The organism is Mesorhizobium loti R88b, assembly GCF_013170845.1.
GTDB lineage: Bacteria > Pseudomonadota > Alphaproteobacteria > Rhizobiales > Rhizobiaceae > Mesorhizobium > Mesorhizobium loti_B.
The window spans coordinates 6,203,761-6,218,415 of the sequence record NZ_CP033367.1; the positions used below are offsets into that span (position 1 = coordinate 6,203,761).

The window sequence follows — 14,655 nt, forward strand, 5'->3', positions numbered from 1 at the left end:
ATGGGTCACATAACTTCTTACATCGACGTTCCGCAGGTTGCCCTCTATGTTTTCTGGGCCTTCTTCGCCGGACTTATCTTCTGGCTGCGCAGGGAGGACCGCCGCGAAGGCTATCCGCTGGAATCCGATCCGAACGGCAAGGTCAAGGATCGCGGCTTCCTGCTTATGCCAAGGCAGAAGACCTATCGCCTCCGCGACGGCAGCACGGTGACCACTCCCAACTACAAGCGCGATGAACGCCCGGTGGCGGCACGGCGCGTCGGCAACTGGCCGGGCGCTCCGATGGTTCCGACCGGTGACCCTCTCGTCGATGGCGTCGGACCGGCTGCCTGGGCCGAACGCGCCGACCATCCCGACCAGACTTGGGACGGCAAGAACAAGATCGTGCCGACACGCGCCGATGGCCATTATTCGGTGGCAAGCGGCGACCCGGACCCGCGCGGCATGACGGTGTTCGGCGCCGACAACAAGGCCGCCGGAACGGTCACCGACATCTGGGTCGACCGCGCCGAACATGTCGTGCGCTACCTGGAAGTCGACGCTGGACCGGGCACCGGCGCGCTGCTGGTCCCAATGAACCTGGCCAGGATCTCTGGCACGCCGACGAAGGGGCGCCACGTCAAGGTGAAGTCTATCCTGGCGGCGCAATTCGCCAAAGCACCGCGCATCAAGGCGCCGGACTCCGTGACTTTCCTCGAAGAGGACCGGATCTGCGCCTACTTCGCCGGTGGCCATCTCTATGCAACGCCAAAGCGGACGGAGCCGCTGCTGTGATGGAAGATCATGACGACTACGCATTCGAGCCGATTCCAGGGCTGCCGGAAAAGCTCCCAAAGGGAGAGACGATGCTCTGGCAAGGCTCGCCTGAATGGCGCCCGCTTTCCTTCGCGGCATTCCACATCCGCAAGGTGGCTGTGTATTTCGCTCTCTTGCTGGCCTGGGACCTGACGTCCGCCAGCAGGGCCGGCGCCAGCCTTGCCGCGATGCTGTCGCATTCGGCCTGGCTTGTCGGCGTGGCGGGCGGCGCCATCGCCATCCTGTGCCTACTTGCGTTCCTCTACGCGCGCGGCACCATCTACACGCTGACGACGAAGCGGATCGTGATCCGGTCCGGCCTGGCGTTGCCGGTGACGCTTAACCTGCCGCTGTCGCTGATCGAGACCGCTTCGGTGACCAAAGCCGGCAATGGCATCGGCAGCATCGCACTGACCGTTGTCAAGCCCAACCGGGTCGCATGGCTAGTGCTGTGGCCGAATACGCGGCCCTGGAACATCAGCAACCCGCAGCCCATGCTGCGGTGCCTGAGCGATGCCGACGTGGTAGCGCCGATGTTGGCGAAGGCACTGGAAGCCGATGCTGGCGTTGCCGGTGCACGCCCGGTTCGCACGCAAATCGCAGCCAAGGGTCACGCGCCGATGCCGGCGGGTGCAACGATCGCAGCCTGAAAGGGAGTGGAAGATGGGCCAGACCGCAACCGCAAGGGATCCGCAGAGAAAGCCGGCGATCGCCTGCGGCTGTCTCATCGCCACCGCAGTGGTCCTGGTGGCATTGACACGCCACGATCCGGTGCCCGAATTCATCGATCCGGCCAATGTCAAACGCATAGTCGAGCTGCGTTTCAGCGATCTGCCGGACGGCACCGTCGTGGCATCGGACGCCGCGACAGGCAATGAAATCGAACGCATCGTTCCTGGCGCCGGCGGCTTCATCCGGGTGACGATGCGCAGCTTCGCCACTGAGCGCAAGCAGAAGGGATTGGACAGCGAGGTGCCATTCACGCTGACCAGGATGAACAATGGCGCCCTCTATCTGCAGGACGGCTTGACCGGCCGCACCATGCTTCTCAACGCCTTCGGCCCCTCCAATGAAGGCGTCTTCGCCGAACTGATCGACCAGAAAAGGACAACCCAATGATCGAGGCTCTGAGACTGGGCAAGAAGGTCGTCGACGTGCCTTGCACGATCGAGATCGAACATACCTGGGAAAGCCTGCATGCGCATGTCGAACTCGAAGGCGTGACCGTCGAGCCCGGCGATGAAGTGCATGTGCAGGGCGGCGAGATCATCGTTCCCTATGGCGAGCGACGCATCCTTCGGCGCATGGCGACGGTGACCAAGGCAAGCGCGCCGGAGCGCCTGTGGGTCATGATGACCGGCGATTTCGAATTCATGGAACTGTTGGAGTTCAGCTTCTCTTCGGGAGAAAAGCTATGACCATCGAAAAAATGTCGCTGCGGGCCAAGGACACCTATGGCATGGCGCGCGAATCGACGCTGCTGTCGCCCCGTTTCTACACCACCGATTTCGACGCCATGGACAAGATGGACGTATCGGGCGTGCGCAAGGAATGGGACGAGCTGCTCGCCGAAATGGAGAGCGATCCGAACAAGGGTCACTTCAAGCAGAACGAGAACTGGGACCGCATCGACTTCGAGGCACTGCCTGAAGGGCTGCGCAACGAATTCACCGATTTCATGGTTTCCTCGCTGACGGCTGAATTCTCCGGCTGCGTTCTGTACAAGGAGATGAAGAAGCGCGGCAAGAATCCGGAAATCGTGCGGCTGTTCTCCTATATGAGCCGCGACGAAGCGCGCCATGCCGGTTTCATCAACGATGCGCTCAAGGAATTCGGCATCGGCGTGAATCTTGGCTTTCTGACCAAGGCGAAGAAGTACACATACTTCCGGCCCAAGTTCATCTTCTACGCCACCTACCTGTCGGAAAAGATCGGCTACGCCCGCTACATCACCATTTTCCGCCACCTCGAGCGGCATCCAGACCGGCGCTTCCATCCGATTTTCAAATGGTTCGAGAAGTGGTGCAACGACGAATTCCGGCACGGCGAGGCCTTCGCGCTGCTGATGCGTGCCAACCCCGAATATCTGAAGGGTCTCAACCGGCTCTGGGTGCGGTTTTTCCTGCTCGCGGTCTACGCCACGATGTATGTGCGCGACCATGCGCGGCCGGAGTTCCACAAGGCGCTTGGGATGGATCCCACCGAATACGACTACAAGGTCTTCCACCTGACCAACGAAATATCCAGGCAGGTCTTTCCCCTGGTGCTCGACATCGATCATCCGAGATTCCGCAAGGGTCTGGAGAAGCTGCGCGTCATCAACGACAAGGCTTCGGCAATGGCCAAGGAGACCGGGTTCGTGGCGCGCGTCAAGCGGTTGGGCCTCGGCCTCTCGGCGTTCCGCATCTTTGCGCGCCTGTTCTTGATCCCGGCCAAGGGCAACGCGTTGCCCGACACCAGCCGCATGCAGCCGGTCTGGTAGGGAGGCGGGCGCGTGACAGCCTATATCGGGCCAATCCTGTTCGCGCTGTTCGTCTGGTGGTTCTCCACCGGAGCGATAATCTATCTCGACGGGCTGCCGCGCCCGACCTTCAAATGGAGCATGCTCGGCGCCACGCTGCTGCTTGGTGCGGCCTTCTACGGGCTCTGGATCAGCGCGGACGACACCACGGTCAAGGGCGCCTACGTGGCCTTCGCATCCGCGCTCGTCGCCTGGGGTTGGCATGAAATCAGCTTCTACATGGGCTACGTCACCGGACCGCGCAAGCATGCCTGTGAAGACGGCTGCTCGGGCTGGGCGCATTTCGGCCATGCGTTGCAGGTCAGCCTGTGGCATGAGCTCGCGATACTGGCCTCCTTCGCGGCAATCGTGGCGATGACCTGGGGCGGCGCCAACGAGATCGGGTTGTGGACGTTCGTCATCCTGTGGTGGATGCATGAAAGCGCGCGTCTCAATGTGTTTCTCGGCGTGCGCAATCTCAATGCCCATTTTTTGCCGCCGCACCTCGCCTATCTGAAGAGCTTTCTGAACAACAAGCCGATGAACCTCTTGTTTCCGTTCTCGGTCTCCATCTCGACGGTGATCTGCTCGGTCCTAGCGACCGAGGCGGCGATCGCGGTCGATCCCTTTCGACAAGCCGGTTTCACGTTCCTGGCAACGATGATGGTGCTGGCGATACTCGAGCACTGGTTCCTCGTTCTGCCGATTCCGGCAGAGGCGATGTGGAACTGGAGCATGAAATCGCGGCAGGCGCCGCCGCAAGAGGCCAGGCGACACGACGCACACAGACACGACCATTCGAAACCCCATTCGCCCGCTCCGATTGCTAGCCTGCGGTCGGTGCATTGATGATGACTGCGTGAAGGCGCAAACGACCGGTCATGCCGGGGACGAAAGCAGGAGATGAAACCATGAACTTCGAAGCCTTTTTCGCCACGAAGCTCGACGGCCTTCACGCAGAAGGGCGCTACCGTGTCTTTGCCGAACTGGAGCGCCAGGCTGGCGGGTTCCCCCGCGCTACGCGCTACCATGACAACACGACGAGCGATGTCACGGTCTGGTGTTCGAACGACTATCTCGGTATGGGACAGAACCCCAAGGTGATTGCCGCCATGCATGAGGCGCTGGACAAATGCGGCGCCGGCGCCGGCGGCACGCGCAACATCTCCGGCACCAACCACTATCACGTGCTGCTGGAGCGTGAGCTCGCCGACCTGCATCACAAGGAAGCGGCACTTCTGTTCACTTCCGGCTATGTGTCCAACTGGGCTGCACTGTCGACGCTGGGCAGCAACATCCCGGGCTGCGTGATCTTTTCCGACGAAGGCAACCACGCCTCGATGATTGAAGGCATCCGCCACAGCCGAACCGAAAAACGGCTTTGGAAGCACAATGATCCGAAAGATCTCGATCGTCTGCTTTCGGAATACGGCGCCGATGTACCAAAGCTGGTCGCCTTCGAAAGCGTCTATTCGATGGACGGCGACATTGCGCCGATCCGCGAGATCCTGGACGTCGCCGAGAAGCATGGCGCGATGACCTATCTCGACGAGGTCCATGCCGTTGGCCTCTACGGGCCGCGCGGCGGCGGCATCGCCGAACGCGAAGGCGTGATGGACCGATTGACCATCATCGAAGGCACGCTCGGCAAGGCTTTCGGGGTGGTCGGTGGTTATATCGCGGGGTCGGCCGCTGTCTGCGATTTCATCCGCAGCTTCGCCTCCGGCTTCATCTTCACCACCGCGCTGCCGCCGGCGGTGGCGGCCGGGGCACGCGCGTCGGTCATGCACCTCAAGGAAAGCGGATTCGAAAGGGCCAGGCACCAGGACCGGGTCAAGAGGGTCAGGACCCGCCTCGAGCGGCTGGGTATCCCCTGTATGTCAAATCCAAGCCATATCGTGCCGGTGATGGTCGGCGACCCGGTCAAGTGCAAATGGATCAGCGACCTGCTGCTCGACAATTACGGCATCTACGTCCAGCCGATCAACTATCCGACGGTGCCGCGGAAAACGGAGCGGTTGCGGATTACCCCCTCGCCGCTGCATTCGGACGCCGACATCGATCATCTGATCGGTGCCCTCTCCGATCTGTGGTCGCACTGCGCCATTTCGCGCGCCGTGGCATGAGGCATTCCGCTGCAAGCCCGGCCGGGAATGCTGGCGCTGACGTCACCGGCTCGCCTACGGGCGAGGAAGCACTGGTGATACCAGCCATCGCCGACGATGGTTCGCTGTTCCCGATCGGCAAGCTGGACGCGCACCGTCGTGGCCAGAGGCACTTGGCCATTTCGGTTTTTGTTTTCGCCGGCGACCAGTTGCTGATCCAGAAACGAGCGGCCGGCAAATACCATTGCGGTGGTTTGTGGGCCAACACATGCTGCACCCACCCGCATTGGGGCGAAAGCCCGGCCGACTGCGCGCGACGCAGGCTTTTTGAAGAGATCGGACTTGTCCTCGAGCTGCAGCCGCGCGCGGTGGTCGACTATCAGGCCGATGTCGGCAACGGACTGATCGAAAACGAGCGCGTGCACGTCTTTCGCGGCGATGTCGCGGCACCCTTCGACGTATCCGGCTTCAATCACGAAGAGGTCGAGGATGTTGCCTGGGTCGACCAACAGACATTGCGCCAGCAGGCCCTTCAGAATCCTGACCACTTCACCCCCTGGATCAGGATCTATCTAGAACGCTGGAATGAGCTGGCGCTTCGGCCGGCCGCTTGAGCCGACCGAACACGACAAGACCGGCTTCATCCCAAGCATCCTCTTTTGGGATCCCTCATGACAAATTCCGAGATTAATTCCCCGCTTTGCAGGGGTGTTCGCCATAAGCCATCAATTTGTTGAAAGCGGCTGCTTCCCCAGCCGTATCGAATGGTCGTGCTGTAACCGTTCCATCCGCAGCCAATATGACAGCCAAGAATGGAAGCCCGAGCACTGGCGGGCTGTAAACTGCGTAGGACGGGCGGCGGGTGTTCTTCATCGCCTATGGCACGGTCCGTGCCCCATCTGGCCAATGTGGTCTAATTGCCTAGGAGGTGGAGGATACGCGATGGTCATCCAAGTGTGGCTTTCGATACTGCTCGAAGATGGCCGGCCTGAAGCGATGTCGAACAAGGTATTTCCAGGCATCTGCATACCAGCCGTCATCGCAGATGTGCCGAGGAGCAGCATTGGTCTCGATCGCCCCTTCGCATAAAAAACCCGGCCCTTGAAAAGCCAAGGGCCGGGTCAGAACGGGTCCGGAACGGCCGGAGGGCCAACCGTTCCGGCCTTCGTTCGCTGTGCTGCTCTGGCGGCACGGCGAACTCAGGATTGTTCCGGCCGGAGGGGACCTGCCGGATCCGGAATGCCGGTTACATCGGCGCGAGGCCGTGCTTCTGACCCCATTCAAACCAGTTGTCGACCACGGTGCCGGTCATAAGGATTCCTATTCCACCGACCAGCGGGCACAGAATTGCGAACCACCAGGCCCAGCGGTGCACCGATTCCATCGTGGCATTGAAGCCCATGGTCCAGCGCCAGAACAAGGCGGCGCGCTCCGCGGCCGTGCCGCGATCGACGATCTGCTCGATCTCGCGTTCGCCGCCAAGGCGGCTGACGGCGAGGATCGTCGCGCCATGCATGGCGAAGAGCACGGCCGAGCCATACAGAAAAGCGATCGAAAGCATGTGGAATGGGTTGTAGAACAGGTTGCCGTGGTTGAGCGAAAAGTTGTTCGTCCAGTCGAGATGCGGGAAAATCCCGAAGGGCACGCCCTCGCTCCAGGAGCCCATCATGAGTGGGCGGATGAAGCCGAGCACCAGATAAAGCCATATCGCCGCGGCGAACGCCCAGGCGACATGCGTGCCCATGCCAAGCGCCCTTGCACGACGGTACATGCGCGCCCACCACAGCAGGATCGCCGAGGTCAGGAAGAAACCAGCCATCAGCCACCAGCCGCCTTCCTTCAGCGGCGGCAGGATCTTGAGCCCATATTTCGGCAGCGGCGGCTGCAGCGAGAGCCAGAAGAAATGCTTGATGAATTCCTGCGGGCTCCAGTTGACCGACGCCAGCATGTTGAGGCCGATGATCTCGATGGCGACGAAGCCGCACATCAGCGACGCCAGCCCAAGTGTGCCGAGATACAGGGGGCCTATCTGGGCGTCGCCGATCTTTCCCATCCAGTACGAGAAGCGCGGTTGACCCTGCCGCTCCCATATGCCGGGCTCCAGCGGCACGCCGTAATCCACGCCGCCACGTATCTGAACGCGCGTGAAGATGTTTTGATACTCAGCCATTGAGGATCTCCTTGCCGGAGGCTGCCACATGCCGGTGCACGGCGAATGTGGTCGAAGCTTCCCGTTCGATCATTGTTTTCCGCGGATCTGTCCCAGCGGTCATGCCCGTCAGCTCCAGATCGGGATGCGCTGCCACCAGTCCCACCATTGCGGCCAGCCGCTCGACCACAAGGGACCGGAAATCACGATGCATATGGCGCTGAAGAACGCCGCCGAAATGGCCAGGAACATGCCGAGGCGATGGATGCCTAGCGTGCCGATCGAGTAGCCGATCGTATCTCGGAAGTAGGTGTTCTCATGCTCGGCCGTCTTGACGGTTTCGCCCTTCTTCGGGTTGGTCGCCGACAGGATCAGAGAGCCGTGAAGCGCCAGCGCCAGGCAGTTGGTGAAGAAGAACGACACCGCGATCATATGCACGGGGTTGTAGTGGAAATTGCCATAGGAGTAGCCGGTGTTGGACACCCAATCGAGATGGGTGATGATCCCGTAGGGAAAGGCATTGCTCCACGCGCCGAGCAGGATAGGGCGAATGACCTCAAGCGTGAAATAGGCCAGGATCGCGAAACTGTAGGCGAAGGGTATATGCAGGCCCATGCCAAGCTTGCGGGCGATTTCGGCCTGTCTGAGCGCCCATGAGACAAAGGCCCCAAGCGCGCAGATCGTGATCACCTGCCAAAGGCCGCCATGTTTGAGCGGCGCGAAACTGAGCCCGTATTTCTCGTCCGGCGGATTGATGCTGATCTGCCAGAGGTTCCATGTCGGGCCGATCGCGGCGCCATAGGCGATCAACGCAATGCCAAGCGACGCAAAGAAGATCGTCGTCACCCCGAAGAAACCGACATAGAACGGACCGACCCAGAAGTCGAACAGATCGCCGCCGACCAGCGTGCCTCCCCTGACACGGTATTTTCGTTCAAAGCTGAGCATCGCCATCGATGTAACCTCCCCCCAAAAAGGGCTTGCAAGAGCGCAGCAACGCTCCATTCAAAACAGGGTGCGGGCGGTAGCCTGCGCAGTCCGCCCGCGCCGTTCTCATATGGCTGGATCGCGCACCAGGCGCGATCAGGCCACGTTCGTCGTCTGTTCGATGATGAGAGACGCCGCCGGCGTTCCAGCCGGTTTCGGTCCTTCGAGCCAGTTGAACCGGTCGGTGCTGAGCAAGATGAAATGAATCACCAGTGCGAGCACGAACAGGAACGTGAACAGTGCGATCAGCGTTCTGCGCGGATCGAATAGAAGCCAAATTCTCCACATTGCGCTTTCCTCCTATGTCAGCATGGACACGAGAGCGCTGACATGGGCGACGCCCGTGTCGAGCAATGCATAGCCTTTCGGGCCGGGGAGCCACGGCCGCCACATCCAGGCAAGGACGTGAGCGATCGCGGCGATAACCACGAACACCAAGAAGCTAGTCATGAAAACGGAGTGGAATTCCCTGGCTTCGGCCTCCGAGAGGCCCGAGAGGGACCTTTCATTGTCTGCCATTTCAACCTCCTTCGTTTCGGCCTTTCGGCCATTTGCCGCACGACAGCCGTGCGGCACAGTCTCGCCACGGTTTTTCAGGCCGTGACTTTTTCCGAATGTTTGCCCATTCGGAAACCTTGCGAGCTGAGCAGCCGCGGCGCGGCGGCGTCAGCTTCCAGTCCCGTTCACCGGAAGGCGAAGGGCACAATGCTCGCGGCGGCCGCCTTGGCTTCGCGGAAAACGGATTGGCGACGCTCCAACTTGCCGGTCCATCCGGTTGCGCTCTTCGGCACCAGGCGCTTGCCTATGGAAAAGGCGAGACAGAACGGATAGGCGACACCAAAATAGAGACGCGCCTGCCTCAGATCGCAGCGATAGCGTTCCCGACATGCGGCCTCGCTGTCGAAATCCGTGCTTGCCATCTCGTTCCTCCTTCTATCGTCGGCCTGGCTTTCGCCTTGCCGCGCGGTTTAGGCAGGGCTCATCTCCGCCCCAAGTACCTGTTTCATGCGCGCCGCCGTGACGCGTTCCTCGCCCGCCTTGCGCGCGATCTCCTCGGTGCGGTCACGCAGGCGCTTGGCCGCGGAAATCCTCACCAGCACAGGTTGCGAATCGACCGCCTTGTCGATCAGCGCCTGCGCGTCCTCATCCCATGGTAGTTCGTGGTGCAGGCGCGTTGGCGTCGCCTCGACCTTGTCGAGATCGGTGCCGAGCGGCAGTATCCGGAACAGCGCATCGAACAGCGCGTTGCAGATTTCCTGGATGAGGTATGTGGCGCCCGCATAGCCCATGAAAGGCGTTCCGGTGTGGCGGCGGATGATGGCGCCCGGGAACGAAGCTGGGATGTAGGATGAACGCCCTCCGGCCTCCGCCGAATACATGCGCTCGTTGAACGAACCGAACAGGATCAGCGGCTGCTTCTCGTGGATCGCCTTGCGGACCTCGTCATTGTGCGTCTTCTCGCCGGCGCGCCTGGCGAACGAGAACGAACACGGGAAACCCATATCGCTTTCCAGGAAGTTGCGGATGCCACGCGCATAGGTCTCGCTGGCGACGATGCCAAAACTCGCCGTGGCGTAGAAATCCTGCGTCACCGAACGCCACAGATCCCACAGCGGCTTGATCGTCGTCATCTTCTCGCGGGCAATGAAAGGCTCGGGATCGAGACCCGTCAGCTCGCCAAGCTTGCGCAGGAACGCGGTCGTCGAATGCAGGCCGATCGGAGCCTGCAGATAAGGCTTGTCGAGCGCCTCGCAGAGCTTGCGGCCGAATTCGCGGTAGAGGCAGATATTGACCTCGCCGTCGGCAAGCTTGCCGACATCGGCGATGTCGGTGCCGAGCGGGAAGACGAGATTGACGTCGCAGCCAATGCCTTCGGCCAGACGCTTTATCTCGGCCAGATCCGACGGCATGTTGAAGGTACCGTAAATGGCGCCAATGATGTTGACGCGCGGCTTGGCACCTTCCGGCTTTGCCACGGCCTTCTTCGGCTTCTTGCCCTTCTGTCCGAATTCCTTCCACAGCCAGGCCAGCGCCCGGTCGGCGCTCTGCCACTGGTCCTCATCGATCGTGCGCGGCAGGAAGCGCATGATTCTGGTGCCTTCAGGCGTCACGCCGCCGCCGATCATCTCGGCGATGGATCCGGTGACGACGACACTGGGCTTGGCTGGATCGAGCGTCGCATGCGCCCGCTTCATCGCCTGCTCGGTGCCCTTCTGGCCGAGCTCTTCCTCACCAAGCCCGGTAACGACGATGGGCAGTTCATGCGGCGGCAAGGCATCGGTGTAATGCAGGACGGACGTCACCGGCAGGTTCTCGCAGCCGACCGGCCCGTCGATGATCACCTGCAGGCCTTTCAAGGCCGCAAAGACATAGACCGAACCCCAGTAACCTCCGGCGCGATCATGATCGAGAACCAGCATCAGAAGTCCTCCATCGTGACAGAGGATTTTGCCGCGACCAGCGGGGCCGCTGCTTTGGCTTGCTTGTCAGGCAGCCGGTTTGGATCATGCCAGACGCCCGCGGTATGGTCCTTGCCGACGCCTTCGAAGAAGGCGGTCATGGCGTCGAAGCGATCCTTGTTGCCGGCAGCGGCGTTGATGACGGTGGCAAGCGAACCGGCGCCGGCCGGACCCATAAGCGGGCGAGCCGAGATCAGATTGGTGAAGTAGAGCGCTGGAATGCTTTTCTGCTTGGCGTGTTGCACTACTGGCGTGGTGCCGATCGCCAGCTCCGGATCGAAACTGTCGACGGCGGCAATGTCTTTTTCCAGCGAAGCGCGAAACTCGACATGCACGCCGTGCGCGGTGAGCCATTCGGCATCGCCCTCGTTCCAGCGTGTCTTCGGACAGGCGGTGCCGACGTAGCGCAGATCGGCTCCTGATTCCTTCAGCAGCCGGCCGACGATTAGTTCCGACCCTTCGTAGCCCGACAAAGTGATGCGCGCCGAAATGGGCGACCCTTCGAGCGCAGCCTTCGTTGCTGCCAGGATCGGCGCCTTGGCGGCATCGACGGTGCGCACCGGAATGCCGCAGGCTTCGCCGATCGCGTCAAGCCAGGCTGCCGTTCCCTCGACACCGACAGGGGCTGACCCCACGACATCGCGGCCGGCGGCATGAAATTCGCGCACGCTTGCCGTGTAGAAAGGATGGATGGCGGCGACGGCGGCGCAGTCGAGCGCTCCATAGAGTTCGCGCCATTCGCGCGTGGGCACGACAGGACCGGCGGCGAGGCCGAGCGGCTCCAGCATGCGGCCGATGCTGACCGGATCGACAGGAAACATTTCGCCGAGCAGCGTGATCGTCGGCCTTCCCGATGCGACGTTCTTCGGCGCGGGCACGGGCCCGGCCGCGGCTTCGAGCCTGGCGTAGTTCAACATGGCGCCAGCCAGCACGTCCTTCGCTTCCGCATGTGTCGGCACGCCGAAGCCCGGCACGTCGATGCCGACGATGCGCACGCCGTTGATTTCCTTCGGCAACGCGCGCAACGGCACGCCGGACGCGGTCGGCACGCAGAGATTGGTGACGATGATGGTGTCGTAGAGTTGCGGATCGGCAAGCTTGTGGACGGCTTCGCGGATGTCCTCATAAAGCTTGCCCGTAACCAGCGTCTCGGAATTGAACGGGACGTAGCCGACGGTGCGCTTGGCGCCATAGAAGTGCGAGGTGAATGTCAGCCCGTAGACGCAGCAGGCGGAACCCGACAGCACGGTTGCGGTGCGGCGCATGCGCAGCCCGACGCGCAGCGAACCGAAAGCCGGGCACATCGATTGCGGCTGGTCGTGCGGGCCTTGCGGATAGTCGGTGCGCAGGCGCTGCATGAGCTCGCCATTGCCGGCCGCTTCGGCGGCGCGCGTCAGTTCGGCCTTGCCGCCGTGACATCCCGAACCTTCCGCGGGTCCATGCAAGGCGTCAGTGCCTGGCGATGGCATCTGATCGTCGGCCGCGCCGCGCGCCGGATTGTCGATCCGGGCCTCTGCGGCGGCGTCATAGACCACTTCCGTGGTGGTCTCGACGCCAGCGATGGTTGCGCGCTCATTCATGACATGATGCCGATCAAATCGCGTCGTAGATCACTTCGAGGGAAGGCCTTGAGATGACGATGCCGCCGCGCATATCGGCCTGGCTCGCAGGTTCGAGCACGACATTGCCGCCAACCTCCTGCGCCGCGAACAGGCCAAGCAACTCATCCTGTGTCAGCGGTGTCGGCCGTTGCGGGCCTGAGTCCGTCACGTTCTGCGCGAGTTCCTCGAATAGCGGACCCCATTCACCATCGGGATAGCCAATGATCTGATAATTCGCGCTCTTCTTTCGGATGTCGTCGTTAGCGGGGATGGCCGCCAGCACGGGGATGCCGACTTTCGCCGCGAAGGCCGCCGCCTCGCCCGAGCCATCATCCTTGTTGATGACCATGCCGGCGACGCCGACATTGCCGCCCAGCTTTCTGAAGTAGTCGACCGCCGAGCACACATTGTTGGCGACATAAAGCGACTGCAGGTCGTTCGAGGCGACGACGATGACCTTCTGGCACATGTCACGGGCGATCGGCAGACCGAAGCCGCCGCAGACAACGTCGCCGAGAAAATCGAGCAGGACGTAGTCGAAACCCCAGTCATGAAAGCCGAGCTTTTCCAACAGTTCGAAGCCGTGGATGATGCCACGCCCGCCACAACCGCGGCCGACCTCCGGCCCACCAAGCTCCATGGCGAAGACGCCGCCCTTCTTGAAGCAGACGTCGCCGATCTCGACTTCCTCGCCGGCTGCCTTCTTGCGCGCCGATGTCTCGATGATAGTCGGGCAGGCACGGCCGCCGAACAGCAGCGAGGTCGTGTCGCTCTTCGGATCGCAGCCGATGAGCAGCACGCGCTTTCCCTGCTGTGCCATCATGTGCGAGAGATTGGCCAGCGTGAACGACTTGCCAATGCCGCCCTTGCCGTAGATGGCAATGATCTGGGTCTCTTTCTTGACCTCGCCGACATGCACGGCATCCGGCTCCATCGCCGCCTCTGCGCGTACGCTTTCGACCAAGGCTAGCAGACCGCCCTCGGGGTTTTTCATCGGCGCGTTCATGCTGCAAGCCTCCAGTCGAGAACCATTTTCAGACAGGCCGGATCGGTGAACGCAGTCGTGTAGGCGTCCTCGAAGCGGTGCGGAGCGTGGGTGTGTGTGATCAGCCCGTCGAGCGACAACCGCCCGGCGGCGACCATCTCATCGACGGCCGACAGGTCGCCCGGCCGCCATTCCGCCGCGACGCGGATCTGCGCCTCGCGCATGAAGGCCATGGGAAAAGCAAAGGACAGGCGCTGATCATAAAAGCCGGCGAGTACGATCTCGCCGCCGCGGGCAAGCCGCAGCATCAGGCTATCGAGAATGTTGGCATCGCCACTGACGTCGCAGATGCGACGGTAGTCGCGCCGTTTGTCCTCGTCTGGATGAACCACGCTATAGCCATCGGCACCAGCCTGGCGCAGGGGATTGGTCTCCCATACGACCGGATCGCCGCCGCGCGCCACGACAATGCGCGCAATCAGCCGTCCCAGCACACCGTGGCCGATGATCAGTTCCGGCGGCTTCCTGGTATCGGGGCAGACAGCGTGGTGAGCGGTGGCGGCAAGCGCCAGCAGAATGGCGCGGTCGCCAAGATGGTCGCCGACTGGCATTGCCTTCTGGCCAGCCACCACAACACGTGACGATGCGCCACCGAACAGGCCGCGCGCATCCTGGTAGCAGTTGGCGCCAGGGATGAAGACACGCTGGCCTGCCTGCCTGCCAGAATTCTTTCCAGCCTCAACAATACGGCCGATCGATTCGTAGCCGGGGACCAGCGGATAGCCCATGCCCGGGAATGGCGGCATACGTCCGGACCACAGCAACTTTTCCGTGCCGGTCGAGATGCCGCTGAACTCCATGTCGACGACAACATGGTCGACGGTCGGGTCGTTGAGGCTGAGTTCGCGCAGGGCAAGCTTGCCGGGTTCTTCGAGGACGACTGCCAGTGCATTCATCTGAACCCTCCTTCCCTGAGCACGTGACGAACGGGTTCCTGTTCGACATGTGTCAGATTATCTTTACGCTTTTAGTTGTCAATTAAATTGTACACACGAACCGTTGATCGCAGTGGAC

Annotated in this window: 17 protein-coding genes; 8 read left to right on the top strand and 9 right to left on the bottom strand. The window is 61.8% G+C overall.

Annotated features, from left to right (window positions below):
* The 8 genes from puhA to EB235_RS30240 all read left to right on the top strand — a co-directional run bounded on the left by puhA (window position 1) and on the right by EB235_RS30240 (window position 6,014).
* A complete protein-coding gene (puhA, locus tag EB235_RS30205) occupies window positions 1-774 on the top strand; it encodes a photosynthetic reaction center subunit H (protein ID WP_027033749.1) in 774 nt (257 codons plus the stop codon).
* On the top strand, window positions 774-1,445 hold the full coding sequence (puhB, locus tag EB235_RS30210) for a photosynthetic complex putative assembly protein PuhB (protein ID WP_032926008.1): 672 nt from the start codon (window positions 774-776) through the stop codon (window positions 1,443-1,445). Before puhA ends, puhB begins: the two co-directional genes overlap by 1 nt.
* 13 nt (window positions 1,446-1,458) lie before the next feature.
* Window positions 1,459-1,914: a photosynthetic complex assembly protein PuhC gene (gene puhC / locus EB235_RS30215; RefSeq protein WP_051429789.1), complete on the top strand. Its 456-nt coding sequence runs from the start codon at window positions 1,459-1,461 to the stop codon at window positions 1,912-1,914.
* Window positions 1,911-2,213, top strand: a complete 303-nt coding sequence (locus EB235_RS30220) for a hypothetical protein (protein ID WP_027033748.1) — start codon at window positions 1,911-1,913, stop codon at window positions 2,211-2,213. The genes puhC and EB235_RS30220 overlap by 4 nt, the downstream gene beginning before the upstream one ends.
* Window positions 2,210-3,277: a magnesium-protoporphyrin IX monomethyl ester (oxidative) cyclase gene (acsF, locus tag EB235_RS30225; RefSeq protein WP_027033747.1), complete on the top strand. Its 1,068-nt coding sequence runs from the start codon at window positions 2,210-2,212 to the stop codon at window positions 3,275-3,277. Before EB235_RS30220 ends, acsF begins: the two co-directional genes overlap by 4 nt.
* A 12-nt stretch (window positions 3,278-3,289) precedes the next feature.
* Window positions 3,290-4,144 carry a putative photosynthetic complex assembly protein PuhE gene (puhE, locus tag EB235_RS30230; RefSeq protein WP_080680951.1) on the top strand — a complete coding sequence of 285 codons (855 nt, stop codon included), beginning with the start codon at window positions 3,290-3,292 and terminating at the stop codon, window positions 4,142-4,144.
* A gap of 62 nt (window positions 4,145-4,206) precedes the next feature.
* Entirely contained in the window at window positions 4,207-5,421 is a 1,215-nt protein-coding gene (gene hemA, locus EB235_RS30235; protein WP_027033746.1) for a 5-aminolevulinate synthase, read from the top strand.
* A gap of 74 nt (window positions 5,422-5,495) precedes the next feature.
* Window positions 5,496-6,014: an isopentenyl-diphosphate Delta-isomerase gene (locus tag EB235_RS30240; protein WP_245268909.1), complete on the top strand. Its 519-nt coding sequence runs from the start codon at window positions 5,496-5,498 to the stop codon at window positions 6,012-6,014.
* A gap of 632 nt (window positions 6,015-6,646) precedes the next feature.
* Here the strand turns inward: EB235_RS30240 and pufM are convergent.
* The 9 genes from pufM to bchC form a co-directional block, all read right to left on the bottom strand.
* Window positions 6,647-7,570, bottom strand: a complete 924-nt coding sequence (gene pufM / locus EB235_RS30245) for a photosynthetic reaction center subunit M (protein ID WP_027033744.1) — start codon at window positions 7,568-7,570, stop codon at window positions 6,647-6,649.
* 108 nt (window positions 7,571-7,678) lie between these two features.
* Window positions 7,679-8,503, bottom strand: coding sequence for a photosynthetic reaction center subunit L (gene pufL, locus EB235_RS30250; protein WP_027033743.1), 825 nt, complete (start codon window positions 8,501-8,503; stop codon window positions 7,679-7,681).
* A gap of 129 nt (window positions 8,504-8,632) precedes the next feature.
* On the bottom strand, window positions 8,633-8,824 hold the full coding sequence (gene pufA / locus EB235_RS30255; protein ID WP_027033742.1) for a light-harvesting antenna LH1, alpha subunit: 192 nt from the start codon (window positions 8,822-8,824) through the stop codon (window positions 8,633-8,635).
* A gap of 12 nt (window positions 8,825-8,836) precedes the next feature.
* Window positions 8,837-9,055, bottom strand: a complete 219-nt coding sequence (gene pufB / locus EB235_RS30260; RefSeq protein ID WP_027033741.1) for a light-harvesting antenna LH1, beta subunit — start codon at window positions 9,053-9,055, stop codon at window positions 8,837-8,839.
* 164 nt (window positions 9,056-9,219) lie between these two features.
* Window positions 9,220-9,456, bottom strand: a complete 237-nt coding sequence (locus tag EB235_RS30265; protein WP_032926004.1) for a hypothetical protein — start codon at window positions 9,454-9,456, stop codon at window positions 9,220-9,222.
* A gap of 48 nt (window positions 9,457-9,504) precedes the next feature.
* A complete protein-coding gene (gene bchZ / locus EB235_RS30270) occupies window positions 9,505-10,956 on the bottom strand; it encodes a chlorophyllide a reductase subunit Z (protein ID WP_027033739.1) in 1,452 nt (483 codons plus the stop codon).
* A complete protein-coding gene (gene bchY / locus EB235_RS30275) occupies window positions 10,956-12,464 on the bottom strand; it encodes a chlorophyllide a reductase subunit Y (protein ID WP_051429889.1) in 1,509 nt (502 codons plus the stop codon). Before bchY ends, bchZ begins: the two co-directional genes overlap by 1 nt.
* Window positions 12,465-12,588: 124 nt before the next feature.
* A complete protein-coding gene (locus EB235_RS30280; protein WP_027033737.1) occupies window positions 12,589-13,602 on the bottom strand; it encodes a chlorophyllide a reductase iron protein subunit X in 1,014 nt (337 codons plus the stop codon).
* Window positions 13,599-14,537, bottom strand: coding sequence for a chlorophyll synthesis pathway protein BchC (bchC, locus tag EB235_RS30285; protein ID WP_027033736.1), 939 nt, complete (start codon window positions 14,535-14,537; stop codon window positions 13,599-13,601). Before bchC ends, EB235_RS30280 begins: the two co-directional genes overlap by 4 nt.
* Window positions 14,538-14,655: the final 118 nt, after the last annotated feature.

What these genes read in the sequence shown, in the direction of transcription:
- puhA (WP_027033749.1), top strand. Translation starts at nt 1, where the DNA reads ATGGGTCACATAACTTCTTACATCGACGTTCCGCAGGTTGCCCTCTAT.
- puhB (WP_032926008.1), top strand. Translation starts at nt 774, where the DNA reads ATGGAAGATCATGACGACTACGCATTCGAGCCGATTCCAGGGCTGCCG.
- puhC (WP_051429789.1), top strand. Translation starts at nt 1,459, where the DNA reads ATGGGCCAGACCGCAACCGCAAGGGATCCGCAGAGAAAGCCGGCGATC.
- EB235_RS30220 (WP_027033748.1), top strand. Translation starts at nt 1,911, where the DNA reads ATGATCGAGGCTCTGAGACTGGGCAAGAAGGTCGTCGACGTGCCTTGC.
- acsF (WP_027033747.1), top strand. Translation starts at nt 2,210, where the DNA reads ATGACCATCGAAAAAATGTCGCTGCGGGCCAAGGACACCTATGGCATG.
- hemA (WP_027033746.1), top strand. Translation starts at nt 4,207, where the DNA reads ATGAACTTCGAAGCCTTTTTCGCCACGAAGCTCGACGGCCTTCACGCA.
- pufM (WP_027033744.1), bottom strand. Translation starts at nt 7,570, where the DNA reads ATGGCTGAGTATCAAAACATCTTCACGCGCGTTCAGATACGTGGCGGC.
- pufL (WP_027033743.1), bottom strand. Translation starts at nt 8,503, where the DNA reads ATGGCGATGCTCAGCTTTGAACGAAAATACCGTGTCAGGGGAGGCACG.
- pufA (WP_027033742.1), bottom strand. Translation starts at nt 8,824, where the DNA reads ATGTGGAGAATTTGGCTTCTATTCGATCCGCGCAGAACGCTGATCGCA.
- pufB (WP_027033741.1), bottom strand. Translation starts at nt 9,055, where the DNA reads ATGGCAGACAATGAAAGGTCCCTCTCGGGCCTCTCGGAGGCCGAAGCC.
- EB235_RS30265 (WP_032926004.1), bottom strand. Translation starts at nt 9,456, where the DNA reads ATGGCAAGCACGGATTTCGACAGCGAGGCCGCATGTCGGGAACGCTAT.
- bchZ (WP_027033739.1), bottom strand. Translation starts at nt 10,956, where the DNA reads ATGCTGGTTCTCGATCATGATCGCGCCGGAGGTTACTGGGGTTCGGTC.
- bchY (WP_051429889.1), bottom strand. Translation starts at nt 12,464, where the DNA reads ATGCCATCGCCAGGCACTGACGCCTTGCATGGACCCGCGGAAGGTTCG.
- EB235_RS30280 (WP_027033737.1), bottom strand. Translation starts at nt 13,602, where the DNA reads ATGAACGCGCCGATGAAAAACCCCGAGGGCGGTCTGCTAGCCTTGGTC.
- bchC (WP_027033736.1), bottom strand. Translation starts at nt 14,537, where the DNA reads ATGAATGCACTGGCAGTCGTCCTCGAAGAACCCGGCAAGCTTGCCCTG.